10 protein-coding genes are annotated in these 16,407 nt (G+C 74.8%); 2 read left to right on the plus strand and 8 right to left on the minus strand.

Annotation, left to right across the window (positions count from 1 at the left end; genetic code table 11):
• Positions 1 to 5 precede the first annotated feature (5 nt).
• The 5 genes from ACZ4NT_RS21110 to ACZ4NT_RS21130 form a co-directional block, all read right to left on the minus strand.
• Positions 6 to 8,099 (minus strand): amino acid adenylation domain-containing protein, encoded by an 8,094-nt coding sequence (locus ACZ4NT_RS21110; protein WP_467726881.1) that lies wholly within the window; start codon positions 8,097 to 8,099, stop codon positions 6 to 8.
• Positions 8,026 to 8,397 carry an antibiotic biosynthesis monooxygenase family protein gene (locus ACZ4NT_RS21115; protein WP_183117059.1) on the minus strand — a complete coding sequence of 124 codons (372 nt, stop codon included), beginning with the start codon at positions 8,395 to 8,397 and terminating at the stop codon, positions 8,026 to 8,028. The genes ACZ4NT_RS21110 and ACZ4NT_RS21115 overlap by 74 nt, the downstream gene beginning before the upstream one ends.
• Positions 8,388 to 9,797, minus strand: a complete 1,410-nt coding sequence (locus ACZ4NT_RS21120) for an FAD-dependent oxidoreductase (protein WP_467726883.1) — start codon at positions 9,795 to 9,797, stop codon at positions 8,388 to 8,390. The genes ACZ4NT_RS21115 and ACZ4NT_RS21120 overlap by 10 nt, the downstream gene beginning before the upstream one ends.
• Positions 9,794 to 10,867 (minus strand): isocitrate/isopropylmalate dehydrogenase family protein, encoded by a 1,074-nt coding sequence (locus ACZ4NT_RS21125; protein ID WP_467726885.1) that lies wholly within the window; start codon positions 10,865 to 10,867, stop codon positions 9,794 to 9,796. Before ACZ4NT_RS21125 ends, ACZ4NT_RS21120 begins: the two co-directional genes overlap by 4 nt.
• Positions 10,868 to 10,989: 122 nt before the next feature.
• Positions 10,990 to 11,739, minus strand: a complete 750-nt coding sequence (locus ACZ4NT_RS21130) for an alpha/beta fold hydrolase (RefSeq protein WP_183117058.1) — start codon at positions 11,737 to 11,739, stop codon at positions 10,990 to 10,992.
• Between the two features lie 158 nt (positions 11,740 to 11,897).
• Between ACZ4NT_RS21130 and ACZ4NT_RS21135 the strand changes: the two genes are divergently transcribed.
• On the plus strand, positions 11,898 to 13,535 hold the full coding sequence (locus ACZ4NT_RS21135; RefSeq protein WP_467726887.1) for a (2,3-dihydroxybenzoyl)adenylate synthase: 1,638 nt from the start codon (positions 11,898 to 11,900) through the stop codon (positions 13,533 to 13,535).
• 69 nt (positions 13,536 to 13,604) lie between these two features.
• Here the strand turns inward: ACZ4NT_RS21135 and ACZ4NT_RS21140 are convergent, their stop codons facing one another.
• Positions 13,605 to 14,045, minus strand: a complete 441-nt coding sequence (locus tag ACZ4NT_RS21140; RefSeq protein WP_121406598.1) for a DUF6299 family protein — start codon at positions 14,043 to 14,045, stop codon at positions 13,605 to 13,607.
• A gap of 366 nt (positions 14,046 to 14,411) precedes the next feature.
• Between ACZ4NT_RS21140 and ACZ4NT_RS21145 the strand changes: the two genes are divergently transcribed.
• Complete coding sequence (locus tag ACZ4NT_RS21145; protein WP_467726890.1) at positions 14,412 to 14,603, plus strand: DUF5999 family protein; 192 nt, start codon at positions 14,412 to 14,414, stop codon at positions 14,601 to 14,603.
• Positions 14,604 to 14,646: 43 nt separating this feature from the next.
• Here the strand turns inward: ACZ4NT_RS21145 and ACZ4NT_RS21150 are convergent, their stop codons facing one another.
• Positions 14,647 to 15,045, minus strand: a complete 399-nt coding sequence (locus tag ACZ4NT_RS21150; protein ID WP_467726892.1) for a RidA family protein — start codon at positions 15,043 to 15,045, stop codon at positions 14,647 to 14,649.
• A complete protein-coding gene (locus ACZ4NT_RS21155; RefSeq protein WP_467726894.1) occupies positions 15,042 to 16,205 on the minus strand; it encodes an acyl-CoA dehydrogenase family protein in 1,164 nt (387 codons plus the stop codon). Before ACZ4NT_RS21155 ends, ACZ4NT_RS21150 begins: the two co-directional genes overlap by 4 nt.
• Positions 16,206 to 16,407 lie beyond the last annotated feature (202 nt).

Here is a 16,407-nt window from a genome sequence, read left to right on the forward strand (position 1 = left end):
TGTTTCTACCTTTCGCTCATGCGACGCAGCGGCTTTCGGGAGGAGGCCGAGATCTCGTTCCACCGGGCGGTGAGCTCGGCGACGGTGGGGGCGGTGAAGAGGGTCCGGATCGGGATCTCCACGCCCAGTTCCGCGCGGGCCCGGGCCACCAGGCGGGTGGCGAGCAGCGAATGGCCGCCGAGGGCGAAGAAGTCGTCGTCGACACCGACCCGTTCCACGCCCAGGACCTCGGCGAACAGCCCGCACAGCGTCGCCTCGCGGGGTGACCGGGGCGGCCGGTGGTCGTCGCCGCCGAACTCGGGGCGGGGCAGGGCGAAGCGGTCGAGCTTGCCGTTCGGGGTCAGCGGCAGTTCCGCGAGGGTGACGAACGCCGCGGGGATCATGTACGCGGGCAGCCGCTCCCCCACGAACTCCCGGAACTGCTCCGCGGACGGCATGTCGGTGTCGCCCGCCGGCACCACGTACGCCACCAGTCGGCGCTCGCCGGGCTGGTCCTCGCGGGCGACGACGGTGGCCCGGCGGACGGCCGGGTGGCGGACCAGGGTGTGCTCGATCTCGCCGGGTTCGATGCGGAACCCGCGCAGTTTGATCTGGTGGTCGGAGCGCCCGAGGTACTCCACCTCGCCGGTGGCGCTCCAGCGGGCGACGTCGCCGCTGCGGTACATCCGCGCGCCCGGCGGACCGAACGGGTCGGCGACGAAGCGCTCGGCGGTCAGCCCGGGCCGGCCGTGGTAGCCGCGGGCCAGGCCCTGCCCGGCGATCCAGAGGTCTCCGGTGACGCCGGGCGGCACGGGGCGCAGCCTGCGGTCGAGGACGAGGATCCGGGTACCGGCGACGGGGCCGCCGATGGAGGGGGGCATGCCCGCGGTCCCGGGGGTGAGCCGGGCGGCGGTGGCGTAGACGGTGGTCTCGGTGGGGCCGTAGAGGTTGGTCACCTCGGCGGCGTGCTTGCACAGGGTGTCGGCGAGCGTCCGCGGCAGCACCTCCCCGCTGGTGATCACGCGGAGTCCGCTCAGGCAGGCCGGCACATGGGTGGCCAGCGTCTGCCAGAGGGCGGGGGTGGCCTGCATGAGGGTGATGCCGGAGCGCTCGACGAGGTCGAGCAGGGCCGAGGGCTGGGTGATGTCGTCTCGGCCGGCCAGGACGACCCGGGCGCCCGCCAGCAGGGGCAGGAACAGTTCCAGTGCGGCGATGTCGAAGGCGACGGTGGCGACGGCGAGGAGCCGGTCGTCCGGGGACAAGGAGAATCGATCCTGCATGCCGGTGAGGAGAAGGGCCAGGGAGCCGTGCCGGACGACCACGCCCTTGGGCCTCCCGGTGGAGCCGGAGGTGAAGACGACGTAGGCGGCGTGGTCGGCGCTCACCGCGGCCCGCGGGTCGTGGGCGGGCCGGGCGGACAGGTCGGCCCGGGCCAGCCGCTCCGGGTCCAGGACCAGCACCGGTGCGCTGTCCTCGACCACGGCCCGGATCCGGGCGGCCGGATACTCGGGGTCCACCGGCACGTAGGCGCCGCCGGCCTTCCACACCGCGAGCAGCGCCACGACCAGGTCGGCCGAGCGGGGCAGCAGCACCACCACCCGCGCCTCAGGGCCCACGCCCTGCCCGATCAGCCAGTGCGCGAGGCGGTTGGCCCGCTCGTCCAGCTCCCGGTAGGTCAGCCGCCGGCCGCCGGACTCCACGCAGACCGCGTCCGGCGTCGCCGCCGCCCGCGCGGCGATCAGCTCGGGGACGGTCCGGCCGGGCGGCGCGACCGCGGTGTCGTTCCAGCCGTGCAGCACCCGCTCCCGCTCCGCGTCGGACAGCACGTCGACCGCGCCGACGGTGGGTGCGGAGCCGTCGGCGAACTGCCGCAGCACCCGGGCCAGCCGGTCGGCGACGAGCTGCGCCTCGGCGTGCTCGAAGGCGTCGCGCTGGTACTGGAGGGAGATCCGCAGCAGCGGGTCGGCCGCCGCGATCACGGTCAGCGGGTAGTGCGGCGGGGCGTACGGGCGGATGCCCGTCACCGTCAGGTCCGCGGACGCGCCCGCCGTTGGCAGACCGGGCCGGTCGACGGGGAAGGACTCGAACACCACGAGGGTGTCGAACAGCGTGCTCAACCCGGTCGACCGCTGGATGTCGGCGAGCCCGACATGGTGATGGTCCAAAAGCCCGGCCTGGGCCTCCTGCAGCCGCCGCAGCAGCTGCGGCAGGCTGTCGTCCGGTGCGCACCGGACGCGGACCGGCACCGTGTTGATGAACAGGCCGATCATCGTGTCCACGCCCGGCAGTCCGGCCGGCCTGCCGGCCACCGTGGTGCCGAACAGCACGTCGTCGCGGCCGGTCAGCCCGGCCAGCACGAGGGCCCACGCGGCCTGCACCACGGTGTTGGGGGTGACACCCCACTCGGCGGCCCGCCGCGCCAGCCGGGTGGTGTCCTCGCCGGTGAGGGCCGCGTCGACCTGCCCGCTGCCGCTGCCCCGGCCCGCCCGGCGCCCGGTGGGCGCCAGCAGGGTGGGCTCCTCCACACCGGCCAGCTCCGCGGTCCACGCCCGTACCGACGCCGCGGTGTCCTGCCGCGCCAGCCGGCGCAGATGGTCCCGGAAGCCCTGGCGGGGCGGCGGACCCGCGTCGTGGCCGCCGGTCGCGTACAGGTCCCTCAGCTCCCGCTCGATCAGTGGCACCGACCAGCCGTCGAGGAGCACGTGATGGGCGGTGAGCGCGAGTTCGGCCCGGTCCGGCCCCAGGGTGACGAGCGTGAGCCGGAGCAGCGGCGGGCTGTCGGGCGAGAAGCGGGCGTCCCGCTCCTCGGCCAGGATCTCCTCCAGCCGCGCCTCGGCGTCCGGCTCGCCGGAGAGGTCCACCTGCCGCCAGGGCAGCGGGAGTTCGTCCACCACGATCTGTACGGGCTCACCGGTGGCGCTCGACAGGAACGCCACCCTCAGATTGGGGTGCCGGTCGAGCAGCGCCCGGCCCGCGGTCCGCAGCCGTCCCGCGTCCACGGGACCGGCGAGCCGGAACACGAACTGCGTCTGGTAGGCGCCGGCGGCGGTGTCCGCGACCATGGTGTGGAAGAGCAGACCCGCCTGGAGCGGGGTGAGCGGCCACACGTCGCCGACGGCCCCGAACCGCCGCTGCCAGGAGTCCAGTTCGGCCTGGCTCACCTCGGCGGTGACGTCGGACGGGGTCAGCCCCCGCGCACCGGACGACACCAGGGTGTGCAGGCCGCGCAGGGCCTCGCACCAGGTGTCGGCCAGGTCGCGGACCTCGTCGGCGGTGAGCACACCGGTGGCGAAGGTGAACAGTGCGGTCAGCCGGGCCTCGTCCCTGGTGCCGGTCACCAGGGAGTTGAGCTCCAGCGCGCAGGGCGCCGGCATGCCGGGGTCGGGCGCGGCGACGAGTTCGGGGCACTCCGGTGCGGGCGTCCAGGGCGCGCCGCCGTCCGGCCCGGACCCCGTGAAGGAGAACCGGCCCAGGAAGTTGAAGCCGATCTCGTCCGCCGGATACGGGCGCAGCACCGCCGCGGTGTCGTCGTTGAGGTGACGCAGCAGCGTGTAGCCGATGCCCTGGTCGGGCAGGGCGCGCCGCTGCTCCTTCACCCGCTTGAGGGCGTCGCCGGCGGCCGCTCCCCCGGCGATCGCCTCCTCGACGTCGATGCCGGAGAGGTCGAACCGGACCGGGTGCACCGTGGTGAACCAGCCGGCCGTGCGGGACAGGTCGGCGCCGGGGACGAGTTCCTCCTGCCGGCCGTGTCCCTCCAGGCGTACGACGGTGGCGCCGTCGGTGGTGCCCCGGCGCCGCCGGGCCAGCGCCAGCACGAGCGCCGTCAGCAGCACGTCGTCGGCGCCGCCGCGGTACGCCGCCGGGACCGAGGTGAGCACGGCTTCGGTGACGTCGGGCGGGAGCTGCAGGCGGAGGGTGCGGGTCGTCGCGACGAGGTCCCGCCGGGGGTCGAGCGGCCGGGACCCGACGGGGGCGGCGGGGGCCGCGAGCAGGTCGCGCCAGAGCGGGACCTCCGCCACGCGGCCGGGGCGGGCCGCCTCGTCGGCGAGGGCGCTCAGCCACCGGCGCAGGGAGGTCCCCACCGCGGGCGGCTCCGGTGCCTCACCCGCGGCGATCCGCCGCCAGGCCGCGGCGAGGTCGGGGAGCAGCACCCGCCAGGTCATGCCGTCCACGACGAGGTGGTGGGCCGCGATCAGCAGCCGGCCGGGGCCCGCGGCGGCCGGTTCGAAGCGGACCAACCGGAGCATGCGGCCGCGGGAGGCGTCGATGTGGCGTACGGCTTCGGCCGCCTCGGTGCGCAGCAGTTCCTGCCACGCACCGTCGTTCCAGTCGCCCGGGCAGCGGACGTGTTTCACCAGGCCGGAGATGTCCGGTGAGCCGGGCGGGTGCACCAGCAGTCCGTCGTCCGTCAGTTGTGAGCGCAGCACGTCGTGCCGGTCCAGGACGGCGCGCAGCGTGGCGGCGAGGCCGGTGGCATCGATGCCGGCGGGGATCTCCACCACCAGCCACTGGGCGAGCCGGTCGAGGCCCGGGCCGCGTTCGGCGTACAGGCGTGCCATCGGCGGCAGCGGCAGCAGGCCGACTCCGCCGCCGTCCGGTTCGGCGAGGGGCGGCGGGGCGGTGTCACGCCTCGCGGCCGCGGCCAGCGCGGCGACGGTGCGGCACTCGAACACGGTGCGCGGGCTGAGGGCGAGGCCACCGGCGCGGGCGCGGGCCACCACCTGGATCGCCCGGATGCTGTCGCCGCCGAGGGTGAAGAAGTCGTCGTCCACCCCGATCCGGCCGAGGCCGAGCACCTCGCCGAACGCGGCCGCCAGGATGCCTTCCTCGGCGGTCGTGGGCGGCCGGTGGGGCCGGGTGGCGAACTCGGGCTCGGGCAGTGCGGCCCGGTCGAGTTTGCCGTTCGCCGTGAGCGGCAGCCGGTCCAGTGCGACGAAGGCGGCGGGCACCAGGTGGGCGGGCAGCCGGGCGGCGACGAAGCCGCGCAGCCCGGCGACGTCCAGCCCGGCGTGCAGGTCCCATGCGGCGCCGTCCCCGCCGGGGCCGCCGGAGGTCCTGGGCACGACGTACGCGACGAGTTGGGCGGCCCCGTCGGCGCCGCGGCCGGGTCGGGCGAGGACCGCAGCCCGGACCACCCCGGGATGTGCGGTGAGGGTCGCCTCGATCTCCGCGGGTTCGATCCGGAAGCCGCGGATCTTCACCTGGTCGTCGGCGCGTCCCGCGAACTCCAGTTCGCCGTCGGTGTTCCAGCGCGCGAGGTCGCCCGTCCGGTACATGCGCCCCCCGGCCGGTCCGAACGGGCAGGCCACGAAGCGCTCCGCGGTCTGGACCGAGCGGTCGTGATAGCCGCGGGCCAGTCCGGCGCCCGCGATGTACAGGTCGCCGGGCACTCCGGGCGGGACCAGCCGCAGCCGGCTGTCGAGCACGTACAGGGCGGTGTTCCAGATCGGTGTGCCGATCGGGACGGTGCGCGCGCCCGGGCGGTACCGCCACGCGGTCACGTCGACCGCCGCCTCGGTCGGCCCGTACAGGTTGTGCAGGGGCACCCCGAGCACCTCGTGGAAGCGTGCGGCCAGGTCGGCGGGCAGTGCCTCGCCGCTGCAGATCACGCGGCGCAGACCGGTGCAGGCGCCCGCCGCCCCGTCGTTGACGAACTCGGCGAGCATCGACGGGACGAAGTGCACGGTCGTGACGCCGGCCCGCCGGATCAGGCCGGCGAGGTAGGCGGGGTCCCGGTGCCCGTCGGGCCGCGCCAGGACCAGGGTGGCGCCGGTGATCAGCGGCCAGAAGAACTCCCAGACCGACACGTCGAAGGACGCCGACGTCTTCTGCAGGACCCGGTCGGTGTCGTCCAGCCGGTGGCGGTCCTGCATCCACAGCAGCCGGTTGACGATCGCGGCGTGGGTGACGACGACGCCCTTGGGCCGTCCCGTCGAACCCGAGGTGTAGATCATGTACGCCGGGTGGTCGACGCGGGGCGGGGCGGCCGCCGTGACGGGACCGTCGGTCGGCGGGGCCTCGTCGGCCAGGACGACGGGCAGGTCCGTGCGGGGCAGCCGGTCCACGGTGTCCCGGACCGTCAGGAGCAGGTGCGGCGCCGCGTCGGCGAGCATGGACCGCACGCGGGGGGCGGGGTGGTCCGGGTCGACCGGCACATAGGCGGCGCCCGCCGCGAGGACCGCGACCAGGGCGACGACCAGTTCCGGGGAGCGGGGGATCGCGACGGCGACGAACCGTTCGGGGCCCGCCCCCGCGCGGATCAGCGTGCGGGCCAGTCGGCCGGCCCGTTCGGCCAGTTCCCGGTAGGTCAGGCAGGTGTCCTCGTAGGTCACCGCGATCGCGTCGGGGGTGGCCTCGGCCTGCCGGTGGAGCAGTTCCGTCAGGGTGGCGGGCGGCACGTCGACGGCGGGTCCGGCGTACTCGATGAGCAGGGCGCGGCGTTCCCCGGCGGTCAGGACGGAGACCTCCTCGACCGGGATGCTCGGGTCGGCCAGGGCCCTGCGCAGGAACGTCACGAACCGGTCGGCCAGTCCGGCGACGTCCTCGCCGTCGTACATCGGCATCGGGGCGTCGAAGCGGACGTACAGGTCGCTGTCCGCGCCGCCGTCGGTGTAGACGCAGACCATGACCTCGTCGATCACGCCGAAGGTGCCGCCGGCGAACCGCGCCACGGCGCCCGCGAGGTCGAGCTCCTCGACGAAGGGGATCACGTTCACGACGGCGCCGAACGGGCTGCGCGCGTCCCCGGCGTGGCCGGTGGCCCGTTTGATGAGGGAGACGTCGTGACGGGCGTGACGCAGGACGCGCCGCCGCTCCCGGGCGAGCGCCTGGGCCAGTTCGACGAAGTCGGCTCCGGGGTCGACCTCGACCTGGAGCGGCAGGCGGTTCGAGAGCAGGCCGACCGCGCGCCGCAGCGTGCCGACGCGGTGGTTGACGGTGATGGTCTGCAGCGGCCGGGGCAGACCGCACAGGTGGCGCAGGAACGCGGTGGCCGCCGAGGCGATCAGGTCGGGCACGCCGGTGCGCACCGCGTCGGCGGCGCGCCCCCAGGAGGCGAGCTCGGCGGCGGGGACCGTCACCGTGCGGGTGGCCATGCCCTGCCGCTCGGTGAGGGGGTCCCAGAAGCCGGCCTCCGTGCGGGGGACGCCCGCGGCGGGGCGGACGCCGGTGGGCAGCCGCGCCGCGGCCGGCTCGTCGGCGACGTACTCCCGCCAGAACTCCTCGGCGTCGGCGAACCGTCCGGACGCCCGGTACGCGGCGTCGTTCTCGGCCGCGTCGCCCCGGGGGCCCGCGGGAGGCGCCGGTACGGCGGTGCCGGCGTGCAGCGCCCGGTAGATCTCGGCGATCCGGCGGGACAGCAGCGTGAGGACACCGAACGCGTCGGTGAGGATGTGGTGGAAGACCAGGACCAGCAGATGCCGGTCGCCGCCCAGCCGAACGGAGCCGATGCGGAAGAGCGCGTCCTCGCCCAGGTCGAAGGGCCGGTGCACCAGTTCGGCGACGAGGGTGCGGGCGGCCCCGGCGGGGTCGGCCGCGTCGCTCACGTCGAGCCGGAACGGCTCCCAGGCCCGCGGGTCACGGGCCACCGCGTGCAGTCCGTCGTCACCCCGGCGGAAATTGACCGTCAGGGTGCCGGTCTCGGTCACCGCCGTGCGCAGTGCCGTCGCGAGACGGGAAACGTCCAGGTCACCCTGGACGTTCCACAAGGTCGCCGTGTTGTTCGGTATGTCCGGAGAGAGTTCCTGCGCCAGCCACATGGCTTCCTGCGCAGACGTTACGCCGGTACAACCCATCCGGACTTCCCCCATCGCAAACGTGGTAACCAGGTCAACGGCCACTCGTCGTGCTCGATAGTCGTCACGGCCCCGGGGATTGATCAACCAGGGTGAAAGAAGTTGGCCAGAGATCGAAACAGAATTGGCCAGGGACCGAAACGGAATCCGCCGGAGATCGAAACAATGTCGTGCTGAGGGCTCTCGGCGGGTTGGCCGGAAACCGGGCCGAGCGGGTGCCGGACGGCGGTGTCCGGCTCTCCTCGCCATCCCGTCAGCGCCGGACTCCGTCGCGCGGCGCCTCGTCGGGGACTGTCGCCCCGGTCGCCGGATCCGTGGCCCCGGCATCGTGCGAGCTGGTCCTGATCACCTCGGCCACGGTCAACTCGTAGTGCGAGTACCAGCGTTCGCGGCCCAGCCGCTGCGCCACCACGTGCTCGGGGTCGGCACGCCACTTCTCCAGCGTCTCCGCGTCCCGCCATTTGACGACGGCGAGCCGCTCGCCGTCCTCCCCGGTGTACTGCTTGACCTCCATGAGGTCGGATCCGGCGATGGCGCGGACCCTCTCCCGCATCTCGTCCTCGGTGGCGTAGTAGTCCTCGCCCGCCTGGTCGGTCAGGCGCGACGTGAACAGGATCACGAACATCGGGACTCCTCCTCGGTGACGGTGTTCTGGGCGAGGGACACACAGGCGCGCAGCCGGCCGTCGGAGGCCGTGACGAGCTCCGCGCCGTGGCGGCCGAGCAGGCTCTCCACCAGCCGGTCGAGCCGCCGGTCGTCCCTCAGCACCGAGGCGTAGCTCTCCTCGGTGAAGGCACACCGCTCGTACAGCGGTACGAAGCGGTCGGGAAAGAGGTCCACGAGACGCCTCCGCAGGACTCCGCCGGCGTGGGCGGTCTCCTCCTGGGGCGGATTGGCCATGACGTGGTAATGCCGGTAGGAGAGGCGGGAGATGGCGTCGGCGTCCTCCACTCGCGACTTCTCGTACGCGGCCAGGGCCGCGGTCCAGTCCGCGGTGGAGTCGAGGCAGTCGACGAGCGTACGGGCGTCCTCGAAGCCGCAGTTCATGCCGTGCCCCATGAACGGTGCCATCGCATGGCAGGCGTCCCCGAGCAGCGCGAGCGTGTCCTGCCAGACCCAGCGGTCGCAGCGGACGACGGTCAGCGTGGAGACCGGCTTGGCGGCGAGCTGTCCGGCGACGTCACCGATGGCCGCCGCCGGTTCGGGGAAGCGGTCGGCGAACACCTCGAACAGGCCCCGGCCGCCGCCGACGGCGGCGTAGGAGGGCGCCGGTCCCTCGCGGCGCATGAACAGGGAACCGGCGTACCGGCCCGACGGCATGGGGAACGCGGCGAACAGCAGGTCTCCGGTGGGCCAGTAGTGCATGGTCCGGCTGTCGAGCCAGCCGCCGGGCACGTCGATCTCCTGGTAGGCGAGTTCGAGATTGCGGACCTGCGCCGGTGCCGTACGCGCGGCCAGGGCGGCGCGCGCCGTGGAGTGGGCGCCGTCGCAGCCGAGGACGCGGCGGCACCTCAGCCGCTGCCTGCCGTGGCGGTCCTCCACCAGCACGGCGGGTTCGTCCAGGTCCACGCCGCGCACCCGCTGACCGAAGCGGAGGCGCACGCCCGAGGTCGCCTCGGCCGCGTCCAGCAGCAGGCGGTGCAGCCGCTCCCGCTCCACCGACCAGATGGGCCGGCCGTCGCGGCTGTAGGGGGTGACGTGGGAACTGCCGTCGGGCAGATGCGCGCAGCGCCCGTGCAGGGGGACGCATATCTCCCGCACCGCGTCGGCGAGACCCAGATCCGTCAGGACGCGCCAGCCGCGCGCGGACAGCATCACCGTGAGGGAGCGCCCCTGGCCGCCGGCGCCCCGGCGCGGGTCGGCCCGCTTCTCCAGGACGGTGACCGGCCCGAAGCGGGGGGCGAGGTACATGGCGGTGACCGCGCCCACCAGGCCGCCTCCCACCACGACGGTCCCGGCGTCGTCCGCTGCGCCGCCCCGGCCCGGCCCGTGCGCGGCGCGGCCGCTTCCCTGTCCGGCCCTCACCGCGCCGCCGTCCGTCGTGCCGGGCCGGGTCCGGGGCTCGTCCGCCGCGGGGACGGCTGCTCCAGCTCCGCCAGCACCGCGGCGCCCGCCTCCTTCGTGCCGAGGGATCCGCCCAGGTCGGGGGTGACGCGTCCGGCGCCGACGGCGGCGGTGACCGCCCGCCGGACGGCATCGGCCTCGTCGGTGCGGCCCAGGTGCTCCAGCAGCAGCGCGCCGGAGAGAACGGCTCCGAGGGGGTTGGCGACACCGGTTCCGGCGATGTCGGGCGCGCTGCCGTGCACCGGCTCGAAGAGACCGCGCCGCACTTGCGGGTTGAGGTTGGCCGACGCCGCGACGCCGAGGCCGCCGGCGAGGGCGGCGGTGAGATCGCTGAGGATGTCGCCGTAGGAGTTGTTCGTGACGATGACGTCGAAGGCGGTGGGGTCGGTCGCCAGCTTCATCGCGGCGGCGTCCACGTAGAGGTGGGACGCCCGGACCCGGGGATGCCGTGCCACCGCCTCGCGCCAGCAGCGCTGCCACAACTGCCCGCCGTTGCGCACCGCGTTGGCCTTGTCGACCATGCACACCGAGCGCCTCGCCACGGAGAAGGCGAAGTCGAGGACGCGCGACACCCCGTGACGGGTGCTCAGGTCCACGTCGACGGCGATCTCGTGCGGCGACCCGGTCCGGGCGCTGCCGCCCATCCCGCTGTAGAGCCCTTCCGTGTTCTCCCTGACGATCACGCAGTCGATCGGACGCCGCCGCGGGTCGCGCAGCGGGCTGAGCCGGTCGTGCCACAGCCGGGCGGGGCGGTAGTTGACGTACAGGTCGAGCTCGACGCGCAGGGTGGTCAGCACGCTGCGCACGTACGCGGTGTCGCTCAGCCGGGGATCGCCGACCGCGCCGAGCAGCGTCGCGTCGCTGGTGCGGATCCGGTCGAGGTCGGCCTCGGTCAGGGCGGCGCCGGTACGCAGGTACGTCTCCGCGTTGACGTGGCCGAGGACGTCCGTGCGGACATCCGGCGCCAGGGCGTCGAGGACGGCCAGGGCCGGTGCGGTCACCTCGGGGCCGATGCCGTCACCGGGGATCACGGTGATCGTCCCCGAGGCTGCCCCCGTCCGGGCGGGACGGTCCGCGCACGCGGCGGGGCGGACCGCCGTGTCCCCGGGCCGCGGGTCGGGCCGGGGCCCGGAGCCGCGCGCTCCGTCGCCGCTCACGCCCGGCCGCCGGGGCGCAGGACGTCGGCGATCAGCCCGGTGACGTCGTCGCTGATGTGGAAGTGCCCGCCCGGCCGCGCGCCCAGCGAGAAGGGGCCGGAGGTGACGCCCGCCCACTGCGCCAGCCGTGCCTCGTCCACCAGCGGGTCGCCCAGGCCGTGGTAGCAGCGCACCGGGCAGGACAGCGGCCGGGTCCCGGGCCGGGGCCGGTAGGTGGCGTGCGCGCGCAGGTCCGAACGCAGCGTGGGCAGCAGGAGTTCGCGCAGTTCGGCGCTCTCGGCGACGCCGGGCTCGATGCCGCCGAGCCCGCACAGCGTCGCCCAGAACTCGTCGTCCGGAGCCAGGTGGATGCTGCCCTCGCCGGGCGTCCCGGGCGGCAGCGCGGCCGACACGCAGAGCTTCCGCGGCTCCTCGCCGGCGTCCCGCAGGACGAGGGCGGTCTCGTAGGCCACCAGCGCGCCGAGGCTGTGCCCGAAGAGCACGACGTCGCCGGACGGGTACCGCAGCAGCTCCGCCGCGGCGCGGCCGGCCATCTCGGTCACCTCGTCCACGCACGGCTCCCCGAACCGGTCGCCCCGGCCCGGGTACTGCACGGCCATCAGTGCCACGCCGGGCGGCACGGCGGCGGACCACTCGCCGAAGGCGGTCACCGACCCGCCGGAGTGCGGGAAGCACACCACGCGCGCGTCGGGACGGTCGACGGCGGTCAGGGACCGTACCCAGCCCCGCTCCCGTATCCGGCTCATCGTCTCCGCCTCTCTCGTCGGCCATCGCTTCGCCCGTCCCATGGTTTTCGGTTCGATCCGAAATCACGGGATCCGCGAAAGAAGTCGGCAAGACATCGGCGGCACCGCACGGCCCGCCCCGACGATGCGGGGAAAGGCAGGACCCGGACGAGTCCGTCGTGCCCGTGGGACGTCCGTCCGCGGTCGACCTCCAGGAAGGGAACGCGATCATGCTCGACGGAGTGGTGCCCTGGCCCGACGACGTGGCAGCCGATCTGCGCCGGACGGGAGTGTGGCTCGGCCGGCCGCTCGGCGACCTGCTGCACGAGTCCTGCCGCCGGCACGCCGACCGGGTGGCCGTGGTCTGCGACGACCGCAGGATGACCTACGCGGAGCTGTCACGACGGGCCGACCGGCTGGCGGGCGGCCTGATCGAACGGGGCATCGAACCGCTGGACCGCGTGGTCGTGCAGCTGCCGAACGTCCCCGAGTTCGTGGTCCTGGTCTTCGCGCTGCTGCGGGCGGGCGCCATTCCGGTGCTGGCGCTGCCGGGACACCGCAAGGCCGAGATCTCCCACCTGTGCGCCCATTCCGGGGCGGTGGCCTACGCGGTGAAGGACGAGTTCGGCGGCTTCGACTTCCGGACGCTCGCCCGGGAGATCCCGCAGGTCCCGCGGGTCTTCGTCAGCGGTGACGCCCAGGAGTTCACGGCGCTGGAGTCGCTGGACGCCGAGGGCGTCCCCCTGCCCCGCGTCGACCCGGCCGATCCGGCACTGTTCCTGCTGTCCGGCGGCACCACCGGACTGCCGAAGCTGATCCCCCGGACCCACGACGACTACGCCTACGTCATGCGGGCCACCGCCGAGGCGATGCACGTCGGTCCCGAGCTGGCCTACCTCGCCGTGAACCCGGTCGCCCACCAGGCGGCGCTCGCCTGCCCGGGGGTCTTCGGCGCCCTCCTGCTGGGCGGCAAGGCGGTTCTCACGTCGAGCGTGCGGCCCGACGAGGTGTTCCCGCTGGTCCGGCGCGAGAACGTCACCGTCACCACGGTCGTGCCCGCCGTCCTGCGGCTGTGGGCCGACTCGGGACGGCCGCCCGGCGAGCTGTCCGGCCTGCTGGTCCAGGTCGGCAGCGCCCCGCTCGACCCGGAGTTGGCGCGCCGGGCGGGCCGGGTTCTCGGCAGCCGCATCATGCGCTGGTACGGCATCAGCGAGGGGCTGCTGACCCACACCCGGTTCGACGACCCCGAGGAGGCGGCGGTCGGCACGGACGGCCGGCCCATGTCGGAGGGCGACGAGGTCCGGATCGTCGACGGGTCCGGAAGCCCCCTGCCCGACGGAGAGGCCGGCGAGATGCAGGTGCGCGGCCCGTACACGATCCGCGGGTACTACCGGGCGCCCGAGGAGAACGCCCGGTCCTTCACCCCGGACGGCTTCTTCAGGACCGGCGACCTCGTCCGGCGCCGGCCGGACGGCAACATCGTGATCGTCGGCAGGATCAAGGACGTCATCAACCGGGCCGGGGAGAAGGTGTCGGCGGAAGAGGTGGAGCGGCAGCTGCGCACCCACCCGGGCGTCCAGGACGCGGCGGTGGTCGGCGTGGCGGACACCGTGCTCGGCGAACGGACGTACGCCTACCTGGTGCTGACCGACGGGCAGGTCCGGACGTCCGCGGTGAAGGAGTTCCTGCGGGAGCGCGGCCTGGCCACGTACAAGATTCCCGACCGGCTGGTGCCGGTCGCCCGGCTGCCGCGCACCCCCATGGGCAAGGTGGACAAGAAGGCGCTGCGGGCGCTCGCCGCCCCGTCGGCGAGGTGACGGACGGCCGGCCACCGGCCCGGGACCGGCTCGGACGCGGGTCCCGGGCCCGGTGCGGCCGGCCGTTCCTCAGGACTGCGCGAGCACGACCTGCTGCCGGCCGGTCGCGTGGAAGTACGGCATGGGCAGCCCCATGACGCCGGGGCGCAGCTCCGTCAGGGTGGCCTCCACCTGGGCGTCGCCCGCCGTGAAGGTGGTCGTCCCCGGGCGGGCCGAGTTGGACCAGCGGTGCTCCGCGCCGTCACAGACGGCGCGGGTGCCGCCGATGCCGTGCCGGACGGTGCCGTCGCCCTGCGCCAGTGAGGAGCTCACGAAGACCGGGCCGGTGCCGGCCGAGCAGCGGTAGGTGCCGGACAGGGTGACGGTGCCGTCCGCGCCCAGTCGGCCGGCCGGGTCGACGGTGACCGAGTCGGCCGTGGCGGCCGGCCCGGTCAGCGCGTGGGCGGCGGGGGCGGTGAGCAGGAGCAGCGCGGCACCGGTGGCCGCGCCGACGGCCTGACGCAAGGACATGGAGTACCTCCTGGAGTGGGGGGCCCGCGATGGGGTCTCTCAGGGGTCTTCCACGGGTGCCGGGTGGCTGTGCTCCGGGCCGCGACTGTCACCCCTTCGGTGGCCGACCCGTCCTGCCGGGCGGCGGACCCGCCGCGGCGCGGCCGCGCCGCGGTGCCTCCGTCCGGCGGCGGCGCGCCTCGTCCCCGGCGCCCGTTTCCGTGGCCGGGCCGCCACGAGCGTCCTGGGCGCGTACCCGTGTTGTCCGCGTGTTGTCACGCTTCCCGGCCCGCTGTTCCGAAGGGGTCTCCGCGGGAGGATGGTCTGTTCATGCGAGGCGCCGGCAGCGCTGCCGGCCACCGATCGCATCCGACGTGGAGGTGCGCCATGTGTTCCCACCAGTCTTCGGACCGTCCCGGCCGCGAGGCCGCGCACATCGTCGCCGCCCACCCCGAGCAGGGGTGGAGCCTCCGGTGCGACGGCGCGATCGTCTTCGACGACACGGGTGAGCTGCTTCCCGACGGCAGCGTGGTCGCTCCCCACCGCGTCTCCGTCGACCAGCTGGCCGTCGCCGCCTGACCGCCCCGGCCGCGGGGCGGGGTCCCGGGGACCGGCCTGCTGTCTAGGGCAGCACCGCGAAGCCGTCGAGTTCGACCAGGGCCTGTTCGTCCCAGAGCCGGACGACGCCGATGACGGCCATCGCCGGGTAGTCGCGGCCGGCCAGGTCGCGCCAGATGCGGCCCAGTTCGGCGGCCCGCGCGCGGTAGTCCGCGACATCGGTCGCGTAGACGGTGACGCGGGCCAGGTCGGCGGGGGAGCCGCCCGCGGCGCGCAGGGCGGTCAGCAGATGGCCGAGCGCCGTGCGGAACTGGTCCGGGAGCGTCGCGCCGACCACCTTGCCGTCGGTGTCGAGGGCGGTCTGCCCGGCCAGGAAGACCACCCGTCCGCCGGTGGCGACGACGGCGTGCGAGAAGCCGGTGGGCGGCGCCAGTCCGGGCGGGTTGATGCGCTCGGCGGTCACGTGCGGTCCCCTTCCCCGCACCCGCCGGGGTACGCGGTGTCGGCGGGCTTCCGGTACAACTCCTTGGCGATGACCGCGCGTTGGACCTCGCTCGCCCCCTCGTAGATCCGCGGTGCACGCACCTCGCGGTAGAGGTGTTCGAGGAGGTGACCGCGGCGCAGGGCGCGGGCGCCGTGCAGCTGGACGGCCGCGTCGACCACGTACTGGGCGGTCTCGGTGGCCAGCAGCTTCGCCATCGCCGCCCGGCGGGGCACGTCCGGTGCCTCCGCGTCGTACGCCGCCGCCGCCGCGTACACCATGAGGCGGGCCGCCTCGGTGCGCAGGGCCATCTCGGCGACCTGGTGGGCCACGGTCTGCAGATCCCGCAGGGTGCCGCCGAAGGCCTCGCGGCGGGCCGTGTGCGCGAGCGTCGCGTCGAGGGCCGCCTGGGCCATGCCGACCGCGAAGGCGCCGACACTCGGCCGGAAGAGGTTGAGGGTGCCCATGGCCACCCCGAAGCCCCGGTCGGTCTTCCCGAGGACGTCGTCGGCGGTGACGGGGACGGCGTCGAAGTCGAGCGCCCCGACCGGGTGCGGGGAGAGCAGGTCGAGCGGGGTGCCGGTGAGTCCGGGGCGGTCGGCGGGCACGAGGAAGGCGGTCACGCCGCGGGCTCCGGCGTCCCGGGTCGTCCGTGCGAAGACGGTGTAGAAATCGGCCTCGGGGGCGTTGGAGATCCAGCACTTCTCGCCGGTGAGCCGCCATCGGCCGGGGCCGTCCGGGTCGGCGCGCAGGGCGAGCGCCGCCGCGTCGGAGCCCGCGCCGGGCTCGCTCAGCGCGAACGCGGCCACGGCGGTGCCCGCGCGCACGCCCGGCAGCCAGCGGTCGCGCTGCGCCTCCGTGCCGTGCGCGTGCACCGGATGGGCACCCAGTCCCTGCAGGGCGAGAGCCGTCTCGGCCTCCGTGCAGATCTGCGCCAGGGACTCACGCATCAGGCACAGGTCCAGCGCGCCCGAGGTGAACAGCCGGGCGAGCAGGCCGAGTCGGCCCAGTTCCGCGACGAGCGGGCGGTTGACGCGGCCGGGCTCGGCGCCGTCCGCGAGGGGGCGCAGCCGGTGCGCCGCCAGCGTGCGCAACTCGGCGCACCAGGCCGTCTGTTCCGGTTCGAGCGCGAATGCGGTCACTGCCGGTCCTCTCCCCTGACGCGCGGCTTCCCGCCGCGCGGCCGCGGTGCGTCGGACGGCCGCGCGCGTCGTACGGGCCCGGGGGGGGGCCCCAGGGGGGGGGGGGGGGACCGACCAGACCCCCACAAGGGGGGGGGGGTCTGAATCGCCTCCCCCCCCCCACCGACGGCCCTTTGTTCTCGTTGCCCACCCACAACACCCC

This window comes from Streptomyces sp. NPDC026417 (genome assembly GCF_055567695.1).

What these genes read in the sequence shown, in the direction of transcription:
- ACZ4NT_RS21140 (WP_121406598.1), bottom strand. Translation starts at nt 14,045, where the DNA reads ATGTCCTTGCGTCAGGCCGTCGGCGCGGCCACCGGTGCCGCGCTGCTC.
- ACZ4NT_RS21145 (WP_467726890.1), top strand. Translation starts at nt 14,412, where the DNA reads ATGTGTTCCCACCAGTCTTCGGACCGTCCCGGCCGCGAGGCCGCGCAC.
- ACZ4NT_RS21115 (WP_183117059.1), bottom strand. Translation starts at nt 8,397, where the DNA reads ATGTTCGTGATCCTGTTCACGTCGCGCCTGACCGACCAGGCGGGCGAG.
- ACZ4NT_RS21110 (WP_467726881.1), bottom strand. Translation starts at nt 8,099, where the DNA reads ATGCCGGGGCCACGGATCCGGCGACCGGGGCGACAGTCCCCGACGAGG.
- ACZ4NT_RS21130 (WP_183117058.1), bottom strand. Translation starts at nt 11,739, where the DNA reads ATGAGCCGGATACGGGAGCGGGGCTGGGTACGGTCCCTGACCGCCGTC.